Here is a 17,826-nt window from a genome sequence, read left to right on the forward strand (position 1 = left end):
AGTATTTTATGCATTAATTTACTTTCGATTTAAATCTTTCGCGTCAGGATAAAAGGTTTCTTTACAGACATAAAGCAACGCTACAATCAGCATTAAAACCCAGTAATCCACTCGAATGTCTTGATAGTGAATATGAATCGTAAAATAAAATACAGTTGTCATGAGCGAATAAGTGAGCAAGTGAAATGTCAAACCTTCAAAATATGGGTTAGGATGGAGTTTCTTTTGCAACCAATCCATCAAATACTCAACGGCAAATACAACAAAATAACCTAGGATAATATAGCTGCCATAATAAAATAAATTATCGTAAAACCCTTTATTATAAGTAAATGTTCCGAGATGAAAATAAATCAATAATCGACTTAAGCCAAACAACCCAAAACCAAGAAATGTTAAAAAGAAGGCGCCCGAAACGATAAAAATGGCGAGAACCATTAACAAAGTGATGACGTTAAACCATTTAAATTTGCCTTTCACTCAAACGACCTCCCCATTTTTGATTTGTTTCTTTAAATACGTGAGCGCAAACGTTGTCCTTTTCGTGTCAACCAAACAATCAATAAGCCAATAATGATTATGATACAAAACAACATCACATTTTGAATACTCGCTTTAAATATAGCCATGTTCATTGCATAAATGTAACCGATGATCGCAGAACCAATCGAATTTCCCATGTTACGTGTTAATGTAAAGAGCGACATCATTTTCTTCATACTTTCTGAAGAGACTTCTTCTTGAATCATCACACTATCCTTAGTATAAACAGCACCAAAACTCATTCCTAAAAAGAATAAGGTTGTCGCAATCACTATTGGGTGAAACGCATTGATAATGATACTCATACTACCTACAATTAAAATACCTATTGCCAGCAAATATAAACCTCGAATTGTACGATTGGCTTCGATTTTCTCTAAAGTAAAATTAATGAGCAACCACCCTATCGATAATGGAAAAATGATTAAGCCACTTTGCAAAGGACTTAAATTCAAATCATCTTGTAGATATGATGGAATGAATACGTTAAATCCAATTAACACAACGGCGATGAAAAAATCTGTGAAAAATGCTAATCGCACCGTTGATTTAAATTCATCTATCGGTAAAAATGAAACAGCTACGCTTTTAGCACGTTTAATCGTGAACACAAACAGGCCAATAAATAAGATGAAAGCCGTCACATTCATCCACAAATGTTGCGTGATTAATACGCTTGCCATCACTAATGCTAAAAGGATGTAAAATAGCAACATCCCCATAAAGTCGACTTGATGTTTTGAAATGGTTTCATCTTCAAAATGATAAGAAAACATCACTAGAAATATAACAATGATGGCTATAGGGATATTAATATAAAATAACCAATGCCACGAGGACACTTCTAATATAAAGCCACCTAAAAAAGGGCCTAGAATACTTGAAATCCCCCAGACGCTACCAATAATCCCCATCACTTTATAACGAAAAGGGATTTCAAAAGCAAGTTTAGGGACAATTTGTGCTAACGACATGTTTACCCCAGCACCTATCCCTTGAAGTAAGCGCGCAAAAATAAGCATTTCAAATTGGGAACTCATTCCCGACAACGCACTCCCAACTAAAAATAAAATCAAGCCAAACATCGTGACATAAATAATTTTAATACGGGTCATCAGTTCGCTTAAAATTGGAATGGCTAACACAATCCCGACAAAGTAAACTGTGAACACAAGCGAAATCGGTTGTGTTGCATTCAAATCTGCACGCATCGTAGGCAAGGCGAGCGATACGATTGACGTTTCTATAGCTGCCATAAACATCATTAATACGAGCGATCCTATAATATTAACGCGTTTTAAATTCATACTTCCCGACCTTTCTAACAAAGCGACAATGCATCCAGCACCGCAAGCATGCACTTGTTGACATTAAATCGTTGTCCATTGGCTTTACGACACTTACATTATCACTTTGCTCAATATATCATTTATCACTTCCATGCCTAACGAATTGAAGTTCAAACCGCTTCGTTTTAAAACACGACATGCTTAACAATGGGCTATGATCATGTCATATCAAAAAAACCGACCAAAAAAGAAAATATATAGGCTTCCATTTTTATAAAGTATGCCTTTTAAAAGCAACGAGAGCCTTAATCCATAGAGTGGCATCTCCATCATTTGCACATCCGAGCCTTTGACGACACACCTCTGTCCACTTCACAAAGGCAATGTCAATCTCTATCCCAATCATAACATGTCCTAACTCCCATATGATACCGTTATGCAAGAATACCCATCGTTATGATGATATCGTCATTTAAACGGCTTAGCTACAGTGTTTTCTCGACTTGATCCAAGTTTAATCTCCAAAAAAGCGAGGCGATAAATCAACTCCATCTTTCGATTTGACTTAAAGCGTTAGCGCATGTCTTCTTCCATTAATTTTACGTTGCACTATACAAAAGAACACGTATCAAAGTGGTCATTTTAAAATGTCTCCTTTGATACGCGTCTATTCTCAAGATGTCATGTTTATACCTTCTGACAACCTACATAAAATATAAAATACCTATAAAATGAAAAAGTGAGGCGATTAAAATAAATAGGTGCCAAATCATGTGAAAATAAGGTCTATTTTTCTGAGCATAAAACCAAGCACCAATTGTGTACGCCAAGCCACCTAATAAAATAAATAGAAAAAACAGCCAGAGTGAACGACTCAGAACAATAGGAAGGTAAATCACACCTACCCATCCCATTAATAAATAGATCATCAAACTTAATTTAGGATTGACTTTTGTCGCAATGGCCTTATACAAAATTCCCCAAATGGTCGTCACCCATAAAATCACCATGATCGTCCAACCAAGCCACCCTCCGACGAGAACGAGTGACACGGGGGTATATGTCCCTGTGATTGCAACGTAAATCATACTATGATCAATAATACGTAAAACGTACTTATGGGGCGACGCTTGTTGCATCGTATGATAAGCTGTCGACGAAATAAACATTAAAAACAAACTAATAACAAACACGGATACACTGACAGACATTAAAACACTGTGATGGGCATAACTGTAAACCGCTGCATAGGGTAATAACAGTAACATCATCAATGCAGCGAAACCATGTGAAACCGCATTCCCTACTTCTTCACCAAAAGACAAAGGATGGATGTCTTTAAAAGAATCTATCGTCGTTTTTTTCTTCGACGCGCTTTGATTATGCATGTCGCCACTCCTATTCAATGATTTTCATTCGCTTCAAGTCATTTGTTGCTGTTTCAATACTATCTTTACCTTCTTTATTTTTCAATGGACTGAACTCTTCGTCTCTCGTGACTTGTAAAGTCATAAAAGAAGTCGCATATTGGAAAATATCGAAATAAAACAATTCAAATTTTAACGTTGGCTTTTGAACAACTCCAAAATCTTCATCTAATTGTTCCAGTGTTTTTATCGCTAAATGATAAGGTAATGGCTTGTCTACTGCGTTTTCAATAAACGCGCGGCGAAAAATATGAATGCCGATATTCGCATTATCAAAACGGTCTGCCACTTCAGGGTTCAACTCAGAATATTCGAGTACCTTATCTTTTCCATTTTGGACGACGAGACGTCCTACTTTCTCTCCAGGTAATGGCGCAATTGATTTCGTAGTAACATCTTTATGATGGTGGATTGCAAACCCCGCAAAGCATGGATCCAAAACTTTAACTAGCACATTATCAATGTTATTTACAAAAATATACGACGTTTCTCGTTCGCGCATTTGATCAAGGTATCCAGCGGCTTTTAATGATTTAAAAACGCCCCCATTGCCATTTGGAGTTTCCATAATGTTGCTGTCCTTATCCAAAATCAGTTGACCTTGCTCATTTAATGCAACAATGTTATCTTGCTTGAAAAAATAAATATGTGAAGCGGGATAGCCAAAACAATCATGCGCTTCAAAATATGCACGTGTCGCGTCATCGTTAATATGACTCGTCATAATATACCAGTCGATAAAATGCCCTGTCTGCATTTTTAAATGTATTAACTGGCGCGCTTGTAATTCAAATAGACTCACACCTTCAATCTCAAATGATCCTTTGGGTCCTTTGTAACCTAACCGCGTCCCTTGACCCCCAGCCATTAGTAATACAGCGAATTGACCTTCTTGAATCGCTTCGATACCACGTCGTTGATAAAACGCAATTGTTTCATCAGTCATATGAGAAATTGCTTCATAGTTAATCTCTTGAACTTGAGATACATCATCAATCGTTTGTCTATTGATATAAACATCTTGGTACAATTTTTGAATCTCCGCTAAATCGAGTTGCGCTATTTTATCACTTAATCGTTCTTTTTCATTCGTACTCATCAGTTTTTCATATTCTTTTAAATGTGATTGATTATATTTATCAAGTTTATGACCATCTAACATGATTAATTATACGCTCCTTTAAGTCTGCTTACTTGTTCATTGATTAACACATCACTTCGAAGTGCGGTGCTGTTAATATCCATTCATTTACAATATGTAGTTTATAAATTGCTTCATTGTAGATTCAAACAATACGTATAGTGTCACAAAACTAAATGTTGTGGCAAGAGATAAATCTACTATACCACCTGTCTTGAAGTGAATAGGAAAACGTATTCTAATTGGAATAGGAAAGAATAAATGTACGCCTCTTGGTGTTAACATATCTAATAGTACATGTGAAAGCATACCATAAATGATACCCATCATATAGTAATTCGGTGTTTCTATTGTATGTAAAATAAAATAAATTCCTATCATAAAAAGCAAGGAATGCGTAAAAGTCCGATGACCAAACAAGTGTTTGATAATGTGACTCAAAATCGGCAAGCGCTGCCCCATCTTACTCCGCGTATGGCAAATGTCCGGTAAAAGACTCGCTAAACCTGACACAACCATACAGGTCGTCATTTCAAAAATATCTAAATGATGTTGTGTCGCAACAACAGTGCCAATCAAGATGCCAGCAGTAGAATGTGTTTTACCTGTCATTGTCTCCACCTTCCTTATTTATGTGAGGATTATACCACAAACCACCACGAAACACGAACATATTTTCGCATCATCAGCGCCTTTTTATTAGTATGGCACATTTAATTAAATTTGAGTCATATTGGTTGAAAAAATGGGTTTAATCCGTTACAATAAAGCTACAAATTGAGATAAAGGATGTGTTGCAAGATGGCAATGACAGTTAAAAAAAATGAAAATGAAGTACATATTCAATGGAGAGTTGCAGATATTCACATTCCCAATAGTGAAATCAGAAATGTAACAGAAGATCAAGACATCCATGCTGTTCCTGATGTAGGGTCAAAAAAAGTATCACGTATTGGTTCAACATTCGGCAAAACGAACCGCGTCATCATTGATACAGATTCACAACAATATATCATTTACACATTCAACGACAAAAAAGTGTATAACGAAGTGACAAAATAAATTTTAAAACGTCATCATATCCGCTCCACTTAAAATACGTTCTCTAACAGCCTCATTTCATCTAGTGAACGGCTAAAAATAATGCGCCCCGACACATATATCATGTGCTGGGGCGCTCTCTTTTGATTTGAACTGATGATCATGCATAGGACTTAACTTTTAAAAACATAAATGTGCGATGAGTACAATGATTGGTAACGTGATAACCGTCCGGATTAAAAAAATTGCAAACAACTTCCACAAACTGACAGGTATTTTTGAACCTAGTATGACTCCGCCCACTTCTGATAAATAGATGAGCTGACAAACACTTAAAACACCCACAATAAATCGTGTGATATCACTTTGTACACCTTCAATAAGGATTGAAGGAAGGAACATATCCGCAAAACCAATAATCATCGTCTCCGATGCAGCGCGCGCTTCAGGAACATGGAGCCATTCTAAAATCGGAACAAAAGGTAATCCAATCCAACTGAAAATCGGTGTATAAGTCGCTAAAATTGTAGCCACTGTCCCTATTGTCATCACAACTGGAATCACTACTAACCACATATCCATGACCGTTTTAAAAGCAGTAATCACATATTTTTTAAGATCTGGTGCACCATATGCGGTTTCTATCGCATCTTCATATCCTTTTTTAAATGATTCACGATAATGATATTGTTTTTCTGGACGCGCTTCAGCAGAAACACCATCTATATAATGGTCATCTATTGAACGTAATGGCCATATTCTTGGCATAATTAATGCGGCAATAAAACAGGCAAAAATCACTGTTCCATAAAATATGACAAAGCGATCAATTAATCCAATCGTCTCAGCAATAACAATTGCAAAAGTAAGTGACACGACACTAAATGTCGTTGAAATCACGGTCGCTTCACGTCGTGTGTAATAACCTTGCTCGTATTGTCGACTCGTAATCATCACCCCTACAGTCCCATCTCCTATAAACGAGGCGAGGTTATCTACTGTCGAACGTCCAGGTAATGTAAACAACGGTCGCATAACTGGTCTAAAAATTGGACCTAAAAATTCGAGTAGCCCATACTCTAAAAGCAACGGTAAAAAAATGGCTGCAAAGAAAAAGACTGCAACTAATGTCGGCAATAGTCCTGAGAAAATGAGGCCTCCTGTATCTTCAGAGTAAACCCATGGTATACCACGACTCAAAAAAGTCATCCAAACGAAAACAATCGACACCATTCGAATCAATAACCATGGCCAACTGACTACAAAAGCATTCGCTCGAAAGCTGTTTTTAGGAACACGCGCTTTCAACACGGTACAATAAAGGATTGTTAAAATTCCTGAAACAGTAATGATCATCACAATCATCCATGATATCATCGGACCTAAAAGTAATTGGAACTGCTTTGCCAAATAGGCAATAGGTAACGTACTCGTTTGTTTACCCTCTTCAACAGCTGGGAGTGGGACTAAAAAGAGGATAATCCCGATCAAAGAAAGCAATATAAACTTCAGCCTACCTATGCTTCGTGCTTTCTGAGTTAAATTCTTCATATTTTCACGCCTTTTTTCTATATCTCACACAATTCAATGATTAAAATAAATTATATCAATGATTTGAAGTTCAGACAATATGATCTTGAATATTGATACGTTTTTATGAAAAATAATCCACTACATTTTACGCAATACATAAACGAAATATGGCGCACCAATAATTGCAATCAAGACGCCAACCGGTATGTCTACCGGCGGGGCAATCATCCGAGCCACACCGTCTGCAACCACGAGAAGTAATGCACCCACTAATCCTGACATCACCACGATGTGACGATGTCTGTGACCAATAATACTCCGTGCAATATGTGGGGCAATCAAACCGAGGAAACTTAATCCACCGACAACAGAAATGGCGGCTCCCGCGAGTAACACTGCCATAAACAGTAAAATCATTTTAGTTCTCGGGACATGTGTACCTAATGCCGTCGCAACTTCATCACCTAAGTGCAAAATATCCAATTTTTTACTATAGAAAATAATCGTTGGTATAGCGATAATGAGCCACGGTAAAATTGTCCAAACATGTTGCATTGAACGGCCAAACAAACTCCCGGTAAGCCAAACTAAAGCGATGTTCGCTTCCATAGGATTACGAATTAGCATATATTGTACTAAAGCCATTGCAACTGCACCAATCGCCATCCCCATCAGTGCAAGTTGAGAACCTTTTATCCCTTTCCAACTCATCAGTATTGAAAGAATCAAACTGACGACAAGTGCTCCAAAAAATGAAGCGACTGGTAAAAGGAATAGCGGTGCTGTGGGAAAAACAATAATCACTAGTACAGCAGTAAAACTTGCCCCTTTCGTAATACCTATAACGTCTGGTGATGCCAATGAATTACGAACTACACCTTGAATCACCGCACCAGAAATCGCTAATGCAGCCCCTACGAATAGACCTAACAACATCCTTGGAACACGATATTCACTCAAAATAAAATGATGACCCGTCCATACTTCCTTAAGTACGGTAAGCGGTGAAACCCATACAGCACCCGCACTTAAGTTTAATAACGAACATAGTACGAGGAGGACAATGACAATGCTATAACGTTTTTTATAGTGTCTGTTCATCTCGATTTCACTCCCCTCATCGTAATCCATAAGAAGTATAAAGCCCCGACAAATGCTGTAACGATACCGACTGGTGATTCAAATGGAAATGCAATTAAACGGCTAATGACATCTGAAATGAGCAGTAAATTCGCACCCATTATCATAGAAAGGATAATAATTAAAAAATAATTACGATTCAAATAGTGTTTCACAATGTGCGGAACGATTAAACCGACAAAACCAATGGGTCCTGCAACAGACACACTTGCTCCGGCTAAAACAATAACGATAAGCCCTGCTAATGCACGAATCAACTTCGTATTTTGCCCAAGCCCTGTGGCCAGTTGATCGCCTAAATTCAGTATAGCAAGTTGACGCGCTAAAAATAATGCTGCAATTAAACCCCCGATGAGCCATGGCAAAACTTGATAAATTTGCGGCCATTTAATTGTATGTAAGGCTCCAACAAGCCAGAACATGACTGTCGTTGTCGCATCTTCATTTAACAAAATAATCCCTTGCGTCAGACTCGTGAAAAATAAATGGATGGTCATCCCTGCAAGTGCCAGTTTCAGCGGTGTCATCCCTTTCGTCGTATCCGCAAGCACATAAACAGCCAACCCACCAATAAATGCACCAATGAACGCAAACACGACAGTATGATGCGCAAAAGAAGGTAATAACACTGTGATAAGTACTACTGCAAATGAAGCCCCTGCATTAACACCAAAAATTTGAGGAGAAGCCAGTGGATTTCTCGTCATCGCTTGCATTAACACACCCGCAACCGCTAACGACGCACCAATACATGCCCCAGCAATCATTCTAGGGATACGCACTTGATGGATTAGAAATGTTTCCTTTGTTGTTTGAAGATGAAAGAAATAGTCTAACATGGACTGAAATGAGATTTTTGATGAACCGATTGCAAGATTTAAAACAATTGCAAAAATAAGAAAGCACACGCTTACAATGAATGTAAGCGTGGTGCGCCTTCTTTGGTGATGTCCATCATTAAATTTTGGTTTTAACTTTGACATAACAAATCACCTTTAAACCTATGACAAGCGTGCCTTTGAAGCAACCTTAAAACTACTTGTCATTCCCTTTTTCTTTTTTAGAAATCTCAGCAAGCTCTTTTGCGATTTCTTCAGAAGAGATTAAGCCTCTGAATTTCGACCATGTTTGACGATCCACAACATGAACCCGATGATTTTTCACTGCATCGATTTCTTTCCACACTGGATCTTTTTGCACTTTCAAATACTCTGGGTCATTTTCGCCATTCACCATAACAAACATGCGTTCAGGGTTGACGTCAGCAAGTTGCTCGGAATTCATATTTAAGTATGGCGCATTTAAATATTCAGGCAATTGATCTGCCACTTCTTTCGTTAATGCTTCTTTAAAGCCTAAATCACGTAAAAATTGACCGACATATGATTTATCTGAATGTGCTAAAATACCTGATTGAGAAATAACAAGTGGTAGGACTTTTTTGTCTTTATCCATTGTAATTTCTTTTTTGTATTGATTAATTTTATCTTCATGCGCTTTTAATCGTTTGTCCGCTTCTTTTTCTTTTGAAAGTGCTTTACCAATTGTTTTAAACGCTTCAATGTTTTCTTTATAATCCGCGTCTAAACTTGGTAATAAAATGGTAGGTGCGATTTTGCTTAATTGCTCATAATTCCCTTTATGACGGTTACTATCCGCAATGATTAAATCTGGTTTTAATTCACTAATCACTTCTAAATTCGGTTGTTTACGTGCACCTACAGATTTATAATCTCCGACTTTATCACGTAATGGTTCGATGATATTCTTTTTCTTACCATCATCAGCAATACCCACAGGTTTCACACCCAATGCAGTTAATGCATCCACAAATGAATATTCTAAAGCAACGACTCTTTTCGGTTCTTTGTCAATTTTTGTCGTTCCTCCACTGTGCTTAATTTCAACACCTTTTGTTCCATCTGCTTGTTTTTTTGAGTCTGATTGACCAGAATCATTGGTTTTGCCACATGCTGCAACGATAAGCATAATCGCTATAACAGTGAGCAGCCCATACCATTTCTTAGTTTTCACGTTATTGCCACTCCTTTAAAATTAATTTACTAGACATATTATATGATAATTGATAACGATTCTCATTGTCAACTCTGTTTTATAAAACGATTCTTTTTAATTTCAACAAATCCATTTATCAAAGCTTCAATCCCTTGATCTTCATAATAACGTTTAGGGATATGTGCCATATGCATACTTTGCGCTAAGGCACTGTAATTTATACGAAATTCAATTTTGTCACCGATTTGATAATAATCTGTCAATCCTAAATTAACCATCAATATATCGCTAGAATGACCGACAATATGTAATTGCTGATCGACGGCGGTGATGCCTTCTATATCCGTATCTAATTGGCCGATATCCACAAGGGCTTGCATATAAGATTGCCGTTGATCGAGGTTGAGACGGGGTTTGATTTCAAGTACCCGGCCACTCAACATCATTGCATCATCATATAAATACGGGAGCCTCATTTCATATGCCGTTTCATAGCCTCTAAACAGTACCTCTCCAATTCTCAATTCATTAATACGACCTAAATCCGTGTACATTGCAAGCATTAACATACTGGAATTTCCTCCAGAAATCGTATTAAACCGAACGCCTGTGTCACGTTCTACAGATTCTATGAAATAGTTGATGTAAACAATGTCTTCTTCAGTTGGAGGAATTTGACGAAAGCACATGAAATTAAATGAGAGCCCTTTTAAATAAATGCCTTTGAGTTGCACAATTTCTTTAACCAGATTGACGACTTCATACGTCAAAGCCCCCTCTCTCCCGTCTTTCCAATCCACCATTAAATAAATATGGTGTTTCACCCCTTGCTCAATTGCCTTCTCATTCAGTGCACGAATGGTCTCAATTTCAGTCTGGATGCTGATTTGACTTAACTTTACGACTGCATCAATCTCATCTGGCAGTGCCCCTTTAATCATCATATTTTTGGAGCGATGTGCAGTCTCCTCTGATGCCATAGCCATTAAACGGGACTCTGCTAATATTGGGAAGCCCATGTCGAATAATTGCTGACGAATTTTCACGTCACCACCCGTGCATTTTGTAACTGGCACCATACGCACGTCTTTTTCAGCGAGCATCTGTTGTAATATCATTGCATTATATTTAATTTTGCTCAGATTGATATGAAGTTGGGGCATCGTCTACAGCTCTCTTTCTAATGGATTTTCTATCTCTATTTGCACATACTGTTTAACCTTTTGCGCCATTCTCATATTTAACAACGCTTTTACCGTAACTGTCGGACCGAATAAAATCCGTTGTAATACTTCGGCATGTGGCTGTGATGGGTCGATTGACTGTGCAACAACATCTGCAACAATTTGGTACAATTCTGCTTCTTCAATTTGGTGTGCATGATGAAAATGATGAATCAGTGTGCCTAATTGATTTTGAATCACTGCATGTTGAAATTTCGCAATCACCGCTTCAATATTTTCAGCAATTAAACTTTCATTGGTGACTTCAAAATCAGGAATCGCTCGTTTCAATGTATCCAAATCGATACGTGACCCCCCTAAATCTCGAACGATAAATGACAACGTATGGTCTTCTCTATTAATTTGAAGTATCGTATTTTGTTGATGCGCTTCTAATGCAATACCGTAATGTTGAATATAGCCGATTAATGGTGGGATCAGCGCGTTTAAAAATTGCTTCATAAATTTTGATATCGTTTGTTGATTCAATTCCCCAAAGAGGTATTCGATTAAACTTTCTATCACGACTTGACCATCGACTGGGTTTAACTGTGTCAGTACGCCTGTCACAAGCTGCAAATGCGTTTGTTTATGTTCTTCTGGTGAATGTCGAACAATCATTGCAAATTGCCGTGCGAGATCCGGTTCCACATCAATATGCGCACCATACGGTTCACTGGCCACAGATAACGTCGGATAAATATTCAGCATCTTTTGTAACTGATAACTCAATTTCGGACCATCGATTGTCGTCACTGTAGACACTGTTCGAACGGCACTGGTCGCTTGAACATTGATGGGTAATTTCACATGATACGGATAGTCGAGCAATTGCATTGTTCGGAACGAAAGTGTGGCTTTCGAATCAATTGTAAATGGGGTAGGAATGACATCATGTTGCGTTATCAACTGTTGGAAACGTGAGACAATGACATGGCTATACTGCCACGGATGTACCAACATGACACGATAGTCATCCAATGTTCCTTCATAAGTTTGCATCCACTGTCTGAGTTGACTTTCAATATCTGGAAACATTTTTCTCAATACAAAATCATCTTCTCCAGTCATCGTTGTACTTTTCAACAAAGATTGTCGAACTAATAGGATTTTAAGCGGGATCACTTTCATAAATTCAGGCGCATATTGCCGTATTTCATCAACAGTGAGTGGTAGTTTTGTTTTTGTGAGCGGATGTGACGGATGACCTTCCCATATCATCCCTTCTGAATAACCGAGTACTGAGAAAGATGTTTCATCTGCCATATGATTCAGCCATGCAATGAAATTTAACTTATCCGGCATTCTCGAAAACTTCAAAGCATGCCGTGTGAGGCGTTCACGCTGTTGCAGTTGTTCATAGCTTAGCGTCAAACCTAAACGGCTATGATATAACTCTTCCACTAACTGTTCATGAAATGAAATTTTGAAATGTTGTGATAGCACTTGAATCAATTGCTCTACGGACTTTATCTCCTCTTCTTGTTGCGCGACGCAATAATGAATCATACCCGCCAATTCAAATTGTGCAAAAGCACTTTTCGTCTCACAACGAACGCTGAGTAGATGTTGATGATATTGAATGATAAGTTGTCCCTGTTGAAATTGAACACTTGTCCCGTTAGGAAATAATTGTTCTTTTACGCATGCACTAAGAATACGATACTGAATATTTCTGTCCGCATTAAGATGACGAGTGATTGCCATGAATTGTTTTGCCTCCATTTATTTTAAATTTTGCTAAATAGCCTAAGATCGCGATGAGCGTTGTCGTACCACCCATCCATAAAAACGTTGTTGTAATGCCAAGCCATTGGGTCAAATAACTGAGTAACATCGCACCAAGCGGAATCATTCCTCTATCCATCATGACGACACTTAAAATTTTACCCCTTCTTACTTCAGGAATATCATTTTGAAAATAGATGCGATTCGTCGTACGTGCGAACTGACCGAATAATCCGACGAAAAAAATCATCAAAAACAAGCCGATTTGCCCAAAAGGATAAATTAATAAGAGCGCTATCCCAAAACACAATGAACTGAGATAATAGGCATGGTCGCTTGATAATTTTTGCAAGATGTAGGGTACAGCTAACGTTGCTAAGATACCACCTATCGCACTCATTGTCATTGCCGTTCCAAAGACAGATGCGCTATTCGGATATATTTCATCTGTCAAGATAGGCAACATCGTCGTATAGGAATAGCCCATCGCCATAATCAGAAAAGAAGTGATAAATATTTGTCTTCCTTGTACATGTATTTTAAAATATTGCCAAGCCACAGATAATGATAACTGTTTACTTACAACAGCCTGAGTCTTAGCGATTTTTAGCGGTAAACATAAACAAAGCGCCAATACATAACATAAAGACTGTGCAATAAATGCGACTGGTACACCCCAAACTGCAATTAAAAATCCGGCAACCGCTGGACCGATTGAACGGCATACGTTGAGCAGAAAGGAATGATAAGAAACCGCTTTGGATATTGATAATTTTTCAGAGATATCTGGTAATACCACTTGACGAACAGGCGTTTCAATCGCACTCATACAACCGCGTAAGCAAGCATAAATATATAAATAAGGCATTGGAATTTGATGGACGATCAAAACACATATTGTTAAGACGCTAGTAATCACCATCGAACTTGTTACGGTCAATTTTATTAATGTCGACCGTCGATAACGATCCGCAATGCTTCCCGCCCATAAGCTGAGCACAAAAATCGGAGCGAGCCTGAAAAAATTAATCAAAGCCAGATCCATTGCGTTTTGGTTCAATTGATAGGCATACCAATTCAGCGCAATTTGACCGATCCAATTCCCTAAAAACAGTAAAAAGGTACTTGGAAAAAACCATTTTGCCAAAATCTCCACCTTCTTTAATTGATAATGATTCTCATTTCCGCTATTATGGATTATACGAATCCTTTTCGTATTTGTAAAATAAAATGAACGAGGTGTCGTCATGGAAACGGAACAAAATCATCTTGAAATGGCAGTCATAGACTTTACAAAAGATGAAAAAGAAACTTATCAAACACTACTTTCCCAAGATACAGGTTGGGCAACACAATTTAAACAACGATGCTTGTTGGGACGTGATAAGATTACAGCACGCCTTGTCGCATCTCTATATCGTGAAAATTTGGTTAACGGCTATACGCATAGTGATTTAAAACGTGCTGAGCAGTTACAAAACAGCCCAATCACGTCAGGAGAACTGTTGTGCATTCATTTTAAACGTTGTCAAAAGACATTATATGCGCCCGTTGTGAGTCACCATGCTTTTAATCGTATCGATGTTCAAGGGCCCTTCTACTGGGAAACACAATCAGGTGTATTCCAACGCATCTTACACCCGAATGAAGTCCTCGATATGATGATTGAAGAAGATCCACAGTATCAAGGCGAGGCTGCCAATCAATTTCGCGACGATTTAGAGAACAGCGCCACACACATGACCTTGGCTCTAAGCTATCAAGCACAGCATCCACTCAACGACGTGGCATCATTGCTACAATACATCCAAAGCCAATCTGACTCTTATTTAACGTCAGAACAATTAGTCATCGAAGGACATCCGATACATCCTGGAGCAAAATTGCGTAAGGGCATGTCTGCTAAGGAAACCATTGCGTACTCATCAGAATATCAACAAGCGATTCCAATGCAATTCATTCTCATACATAAAAGTATGACACGCACAATGGCACAAGCGGAGACTTATTTGGAAGTGGTGTATCCCGCTTTTAAAGGACTTAAAAATATTGCACAACATGCCTTGCCACCAACATCAACGCTAGATGAATATGTCCCTTTCATTGTACATCCTTGGCAATATGAACATGTGATTCTCAAAGACTATCATCCTGCATTCGAATCGCAAATGATCGTGCCATTAGATTATTCGATAGATTATTATGCAGGGCTATCATTTCGGACATTAATGCCGAAAAAACCCACGCTTACACCACATATTAAATTGTCAACCAACGTCCATATTACAGGTGAAATTCGGACGTTATCCGAGCAAACGACATATAACGGCCCGTTAATGACGCGCATATTAACACATATCACTCAACATGATCCTTTACTAGATCACGTTCCCACATCACCTGTACCGGAAATCGCTGGGGCACATTACTATAACGACCAAAACGGATCAACAGAAATACAAGAACGCCTGAGTGAACAATTGGGGACACTTTTCAGACAAAATATTTATGCGTTGATTGAACCCGACTTGCTTCCTTGTATCACATCTAGTCTCGTCGTGACACACCCGCAAACTGGACGTCCACTTATTGTCGATTTGGTTGAACGGTATCAAACCCACAACAACATCACGGGAACTGTCGATGCCTGTGCAGAATGGTTCACAACATATGCCAATGCGTTAATTTCTTATGTCGTCCCACTATTAGTGAAATACGGCATTGCTTTAGAAGCACATTTACAAAATGCGATTGCTGTCTTCCATCCTCATACAGGTCAGTTTTCACACATGTTGATTCGTGATTTCGAAGGGTTACGTATTGATGCGACGCAACTTGCTAAAATGGGATATCATACCGATCACTTCCATGAAAAATCTCGAATATTAACGACGAGCCAAACGTCTGTATTTAATAAAGCTTTTTATTCGACGATACAAAACCACCTTGGTGAAATGGTCGCCTCACTGGCACGATTTTACGATCATCCTGAAATTGAAGCAGCACTGTGGCACATCGTCCGCCAACAAATGGTACAAATATTCCAGCGTATGAAAGCTGACGGAGATATTGCATCTGAACGCATCGACGCGATGTATCAAACATTTTTTAATGAGACCATTGATTATAAATGCGTCACAACGATGCGACTGTTGGACGAAGCGCATGAATATACTTACATCAAGGTTAAAAATCCACTCGCGCGCTAACGACACGTAATCTATCATATCTTCTCGAATACGAAACAACTTGAGCGCCTTTTCTCTACATAATTTAAGACAAAGCCTTTTCTAAACAGGTCTTATTGTATTAGAATAGTGTGTAGACAAAATTTAATTCGAGGAGATTTTTTATGACAATCATGCGTACTTTAACGTTTATGTTAAGTATCTTTATAGTGGGAATGGTTGAGATGGTTGTCGCTGGTATCATGAGCCTGATGAGCGCAGATTTAAATATTTCTGAAGCATGGATCGGACAACTCGTAACGATTTATGCTTTTACTTTTGCACTGACAGGCCCCATCTTAGTCAAGATGACTGAAAAATATTCACCGAAAAATGTATTGCTTTTAGCAGTCGCCTTTTTCGTATTAGGCAATTTAATGATTGCACTTTCGCCCAACTTCATCGTGCTTATTGTCGGTCGCGTGATTTCATCTGCAGCCGCTGCACTCATCGTTGTTAAAATTTTAGCTATCACTGTAATACTGACACAACCTGCACATCGCGGGAAAATGTTAGGCATTGTGTACACTGGCTTTAGTGCGTCCAATGTTTTCGGTGTCCCTCTTGGCACATTAATCGGTGATTGGGTCGGGTGGCGCTTTACATTCGGACTGATTATCGCCGTCGGTCTTCTCGCAGGTCTGTTGCTGACGATTTACCTCCCTCGTCAAGTGATGCCTTCGTACGAAACACATTCCAAAACCCAAAGTCGAATGGTCCATCAACGGGAAATCATCAAACTATTAGCAACGACATTTGTTTTATTGACAGCGAATTCGGTCGCCTATATTTATATCAATCCACTTATTTTATCAGGTGGACATACGATTACATTTGTCTCTCTCGCCTTATTTATCATTGGTATCGCAGGCATGTGTGGTACGACTTTAGGTGGTTTTTTTACAGACCTCTTTTCATTTAAAACTTGGTTAATCATTAGCACTTTCGTTTTTGTCGTTATGATGCTACTTCTAAATTCATTGTGGGGGACATCACTCGCTTTGCTAATTGCTTTATTTATTTGGCAAATCATACAATGGAGTACGAATCCGGCCGTTCAAACCGGGTTAATCGCCCAAGTTGAAGGAGATCATAGCCAAGTGATGAGCTGGAACATGTCTGCGCTCAATGCCGGTATCGGATTCGGTGCGTTACTTGGAGGGGTGATCGTCGCACATACACACTTATATGCGACCATTCAATTTGCAGCAGGGATTGGTTTCATCAGCTTTCTTATTGTATTATCATTAAAGTCTCAACACGGCAAATCCCATAACATCTCATAAACTCTAATCAAACTGAGTCGAGGAACATTGAAAAATTTCGTCTAGAGAGACCGAAATCCAATACAACCATCATCATTCATATTTTATATCACAAGCCGAGGATGTCGTACAATCCTACAGTTGAACTTTAAGAATCAACGTTGTCGTTGTACTTCAGAACATCTCTCGGCTTTTTATGAATATCATTGAGTAAGATGGCATCCCCTTCGTTTAATCGGTCATCTCCGAATTG

At 38.5% G+C, this 17,826-nt stretch carries 15 protein-coding genes; 3 read left to right on the forward strand and 12 right to left on the reverse strand.

All coding sequences use genetic code 11. The features are described 5' to 3' along the window. Window positions 1-18: 18 nt before the first annotated feature. From B5P37_RS02835 to B5P37_RS02855, 5 genes are all read right to left on the reverse strand, one after another. The gene (locus B5P37_RS02835; protein WP_085236808.1) at window positions 19-480 is read right to left on the reverse strand and encodes a SepA family multidrug efflux transporter; all 462 of its coding nucleotides are present in this window, start codon (window positions 478-480) and stop codon (window positions 19-21) included. 32 nt (window positions 481-512) lie between these two features. After that, window positions 513-1,850: a multidrug efflux MFS transporter SdrM gene (gene sdrM, locus B5P37_RS02840; RefSeq protein WP_085236809.1), complete on the reverse strand. Its 1,338-nt coding sequence runs from the start codon at window positions 1,848-1,850 to the stop codon at window positions 513-515. Between the two features lie 686 nt (window positions 1,851-2,536). Beyond that, complete coding sequence (gene trhA, locus B5P37_RS02845) at window positions 2,537-3,220, reverse strand: PAQR family membrane homeostasis protein TrhA (protein WP_085236810.1); 684 nt, start codon at window positions 3,218-3,220, stop codon at window positions 2,537-2,539. 10 nt (window positions 3,221-3,230) lie between these two features. Next, complete coding sequence (locus tag B5P37_RS02850) at window positions 3,231-4,421, reverse strand: UTP--glucose-1-phosphate uridylyltransferase (RefSeq protein ID WP_085236811.1); 1,191 nt, start codon at window positions 4,419-4,421, stop codon at window positions 3,231-3,233. An 87-nt stretch (window positions 4,422-4,508) separates the two neighbouring features. Next, complete coding sequence (locus tag B5P37_RS02855) at window positions 4,509-5,012, reverse strand: metal-dependent hydrolase (protein WP_085236812.1); 504 nt, start codon at window positions 5,010-5,012, stop codon at window positions 4,509-4,511. A 189-nt stretch (window positions 5,013-5,201) separates the two neighbouring features. Between B5P37_RS02855 and B5P37_RS02860 the strand changes: the two genes are divergently transcribed. Next, window positions 5,202-5,462, forward strand: coding sequence for a SunI/YnzG family protein (locus B5P37_RS02860; protein ID WP_085236813.1), 261 nt, complete (start codon window positions 5,202-5,204; stop codon window positions 5,460-5,462). A gap of 159 nt (window positions 5,463-5,621) precedes the next feature. Here the strand turns inward: B5P37_RS02860 and B5P37_RS02865 are convergent, their stop codons facing one another. The 7 genes from B5P37_RS02865 to B5P37_RS02895 form a co-directional block, all read right to left on the reverse strand. Further along, window positions 5,622-6,992, reverse strand: coding sequence for a YjiH family protein (locus B5P37_RS02865; protein ID WP_085236814.1), 1,371 nt, complete (start codon window positions 6,990-6,992; stop codon window positions 5,622-5,624). A gap of 120 nt (window positions 6,993-7,112) precedes the next feature. Continuing rightward, the gene (locus B5P37_RS02870; protein WP_085236815.1) at window positions 7,113-8,075 is read right to left on the reverse strand and encodes a FecCD family ABC transporter permease; all 963 of its coding nucleotides are present in this window, start codon (window positions 8,073-8,075) and stop codon (window positions 7,113-7,115) included. Next, window positions 8,072-9,097, reverse strand: a complete 1,026-nt coding sequence (locus B5P37_RS02875) for a FecCD family ABC transporter permease (protein WP_085236816.1) — start codon at window positions 9,095-9,097, stop codon at window positions 8,072-8,074. The genes B5P37_RS02870 and B5P37_RS02875 overlap by 4 nt, the downstream gene beginning before the upstream one ends. Before the next feature lie 52 nt (window positions 9,098-9,149). Beyond that, window positions 9,150-10,148 (reverse strand): ABC transporter substrate-binding protein, encoded by a 999-nt coding sequence (locus tag B5P37_RS02880; protein WP_085236817.1) that lies wholly within the window; start codon window positions 10,146-10,148, stop codon window positions 9,150-9,152. Window positions 10,149-10,216: 68 nt separating this feature from the next. After that, window positions 10,217-11,293: an alanine racemase gene (locus B5P37_RS02885; RefSeq protein ID WP_085236818.1), complete on the reverse strand. Its 1,077-nt coding sequence runs from the start codon at window positions 11,291-11,293 to the stop codon at window positions 10,217-10,219. A 3-nt stretch (window positions 11,294-11,296) separates the two neighbouring features. After that, window positions 11,297-13,060 carry an IucA/IucC family protein gene (locus B5P37_RS02890; RefSeq protein WP_085236819.1) on the reverse strand — a complete coding sequence of 588 codons (1,764 nt, stop codon included), beginning with the start codon at window positions 13,058-13,060 and terminating at the stop codon, window positions 11,297-11,299. Beyond that, complete coding sequence (locus B5P37_RS02895) at window positions 13,038-14,228, reverse strand: MFS transporter (RefSeq protein WP_085236820.1); 1,191 nt, start codon at window positions 14,226-14,228, stop codon at window positions 13,038-13,040. Before B5P37_RS02895 ends, B5P37_RS02890 begins: the two co-directional genes overlap by 23 nt. Before the next feature lie 100 nt (window positions 14,229-14,328). Between B5P37_RS02895 and B5P37_RS02900 the strand changes: the two genes are divergently transcribed. Both B5P37_RS02900 and B5P37_RS02905 read left to right on the forward strand, forming a co-directional pair. Further along, a complete protein-coding gene (locus B5P37_RS02900; RefSeq protein WP_085236821.1) occupies window positions 14,329-16,290 on the forward strand; it encodes an IucA/IucC family protein in 1,962 nt (653 codons plus the stop codon). Window positions 16,291-16,433: 143 nt separating this feature from the next. Then, window positions 16,434-17,594 carry an MFS transporter gene (locus B5P37_RS02905; protein WP_085236822.1) on the forward strand — a complete coding sequence of 387 codons (1,161 nt, stop codon included), beginning with the start codon at window positions 16,434-16,436 and terminating at the stop codon, window positions 17,592-17,594. Window positions 17,595-17,826 lie beyond the last annotated feature (232 nt).

This window comes from Staphylococcus lutrae (genome assembly GCF_002101335.1).
Taxonomy (GTDB): domain Bacteria; phylum Bacillota; class Bacilli; order Staphylococcales; family Staphylococcaceae; genus Staphylococcus; species Staphylococcus lutrae.

Excerpts from the sequence above, each read along its gene's own strand:
- sdrM (WP_085236809.1), bottom strand. The coding sequence starts at position 1,850 with ATGAATTTAAAACGCGTTAATATTATAGGATCGCTCGTATTAATGATG.
- trhA (WP_085236810.1), bottom strand. The coding sequence starts at position 3,220 with ATGCATAATCAAAGCGCGTCGAAGAAAAAAACGACGATAGATTCTTTT.
- B5P37_RS02850 (WP_085236811.1), bottom strand. The coding sequence starts at position 4,421 with ATGTTAGATGGTCATAAACTTGATAAATATAATCAATCACATTTAAAA.
- B5P37_RS02855 (WP_085236812.1), bottom strand. The coding sequence starts at position 5,012 with ATGACAGGTAAAACACATTCTACTGCTGGCATCTTGATTGGCACTGTT.
- B5P37_RS02860 (WP_085236813.1), top strand. The coding sequence starts at position 5,202 with ATGGCAATGACAGTTAAAAAAAATGAAAATGAAGTACATATTCAATGG.
- B5P37_RS02865 (WP_085236814.1), bottom strand. The coding sequence starts at position 6,992 with ATGAAGAATTTAACTCAGAAAGCACGAAGCATAGGTAGGCTGAAGTTT.
- B5P37_RS02870 (WP_085236815.1), bottom strand. The coding sequence starts at position 8,075 with ATGAACAGACACTATAAAAAACGTTATAGCATTGTCATTGTCCTCCTC.
- B5P37_RS02875 (WP_085236816.1), bottom strand. The coding sequence starts at position 9,097 with ATGTCAAAGTTAAAACCAAAATTTAATGATGGACATCACCAAAGAAGG.
- B5P37_RS02885 (WP_085236818.1), bottom strand. The coding sequence starts at position 11,293 with ATGCCCCAACTTCATATCAATCTGAGCAAAATTAAATATAATGCAATG.
- B5P37_RS02890 (WP_085236819.1), bottom strand. The coding sequence starts at position 13,060 with ATGGCAATCACTCGTCATCTTAATGCGGACAGAAATATTCAGTATCGT.
- B5P37_RS02900 (WP_085236821.1), top strand. The coding sequence starts at position 14,329 with ATGGAAACGGAACAAAATCATCTTGAAATGGCAGTCATAGACTTTACA.
- B5P37_RS02905 (WP_085236822.1), top strand. The coding sequence starts at position 16,434 with ATGACAATCATGCGTACTTTAACGTTTATGTTAAGTATCTTTATAGTG.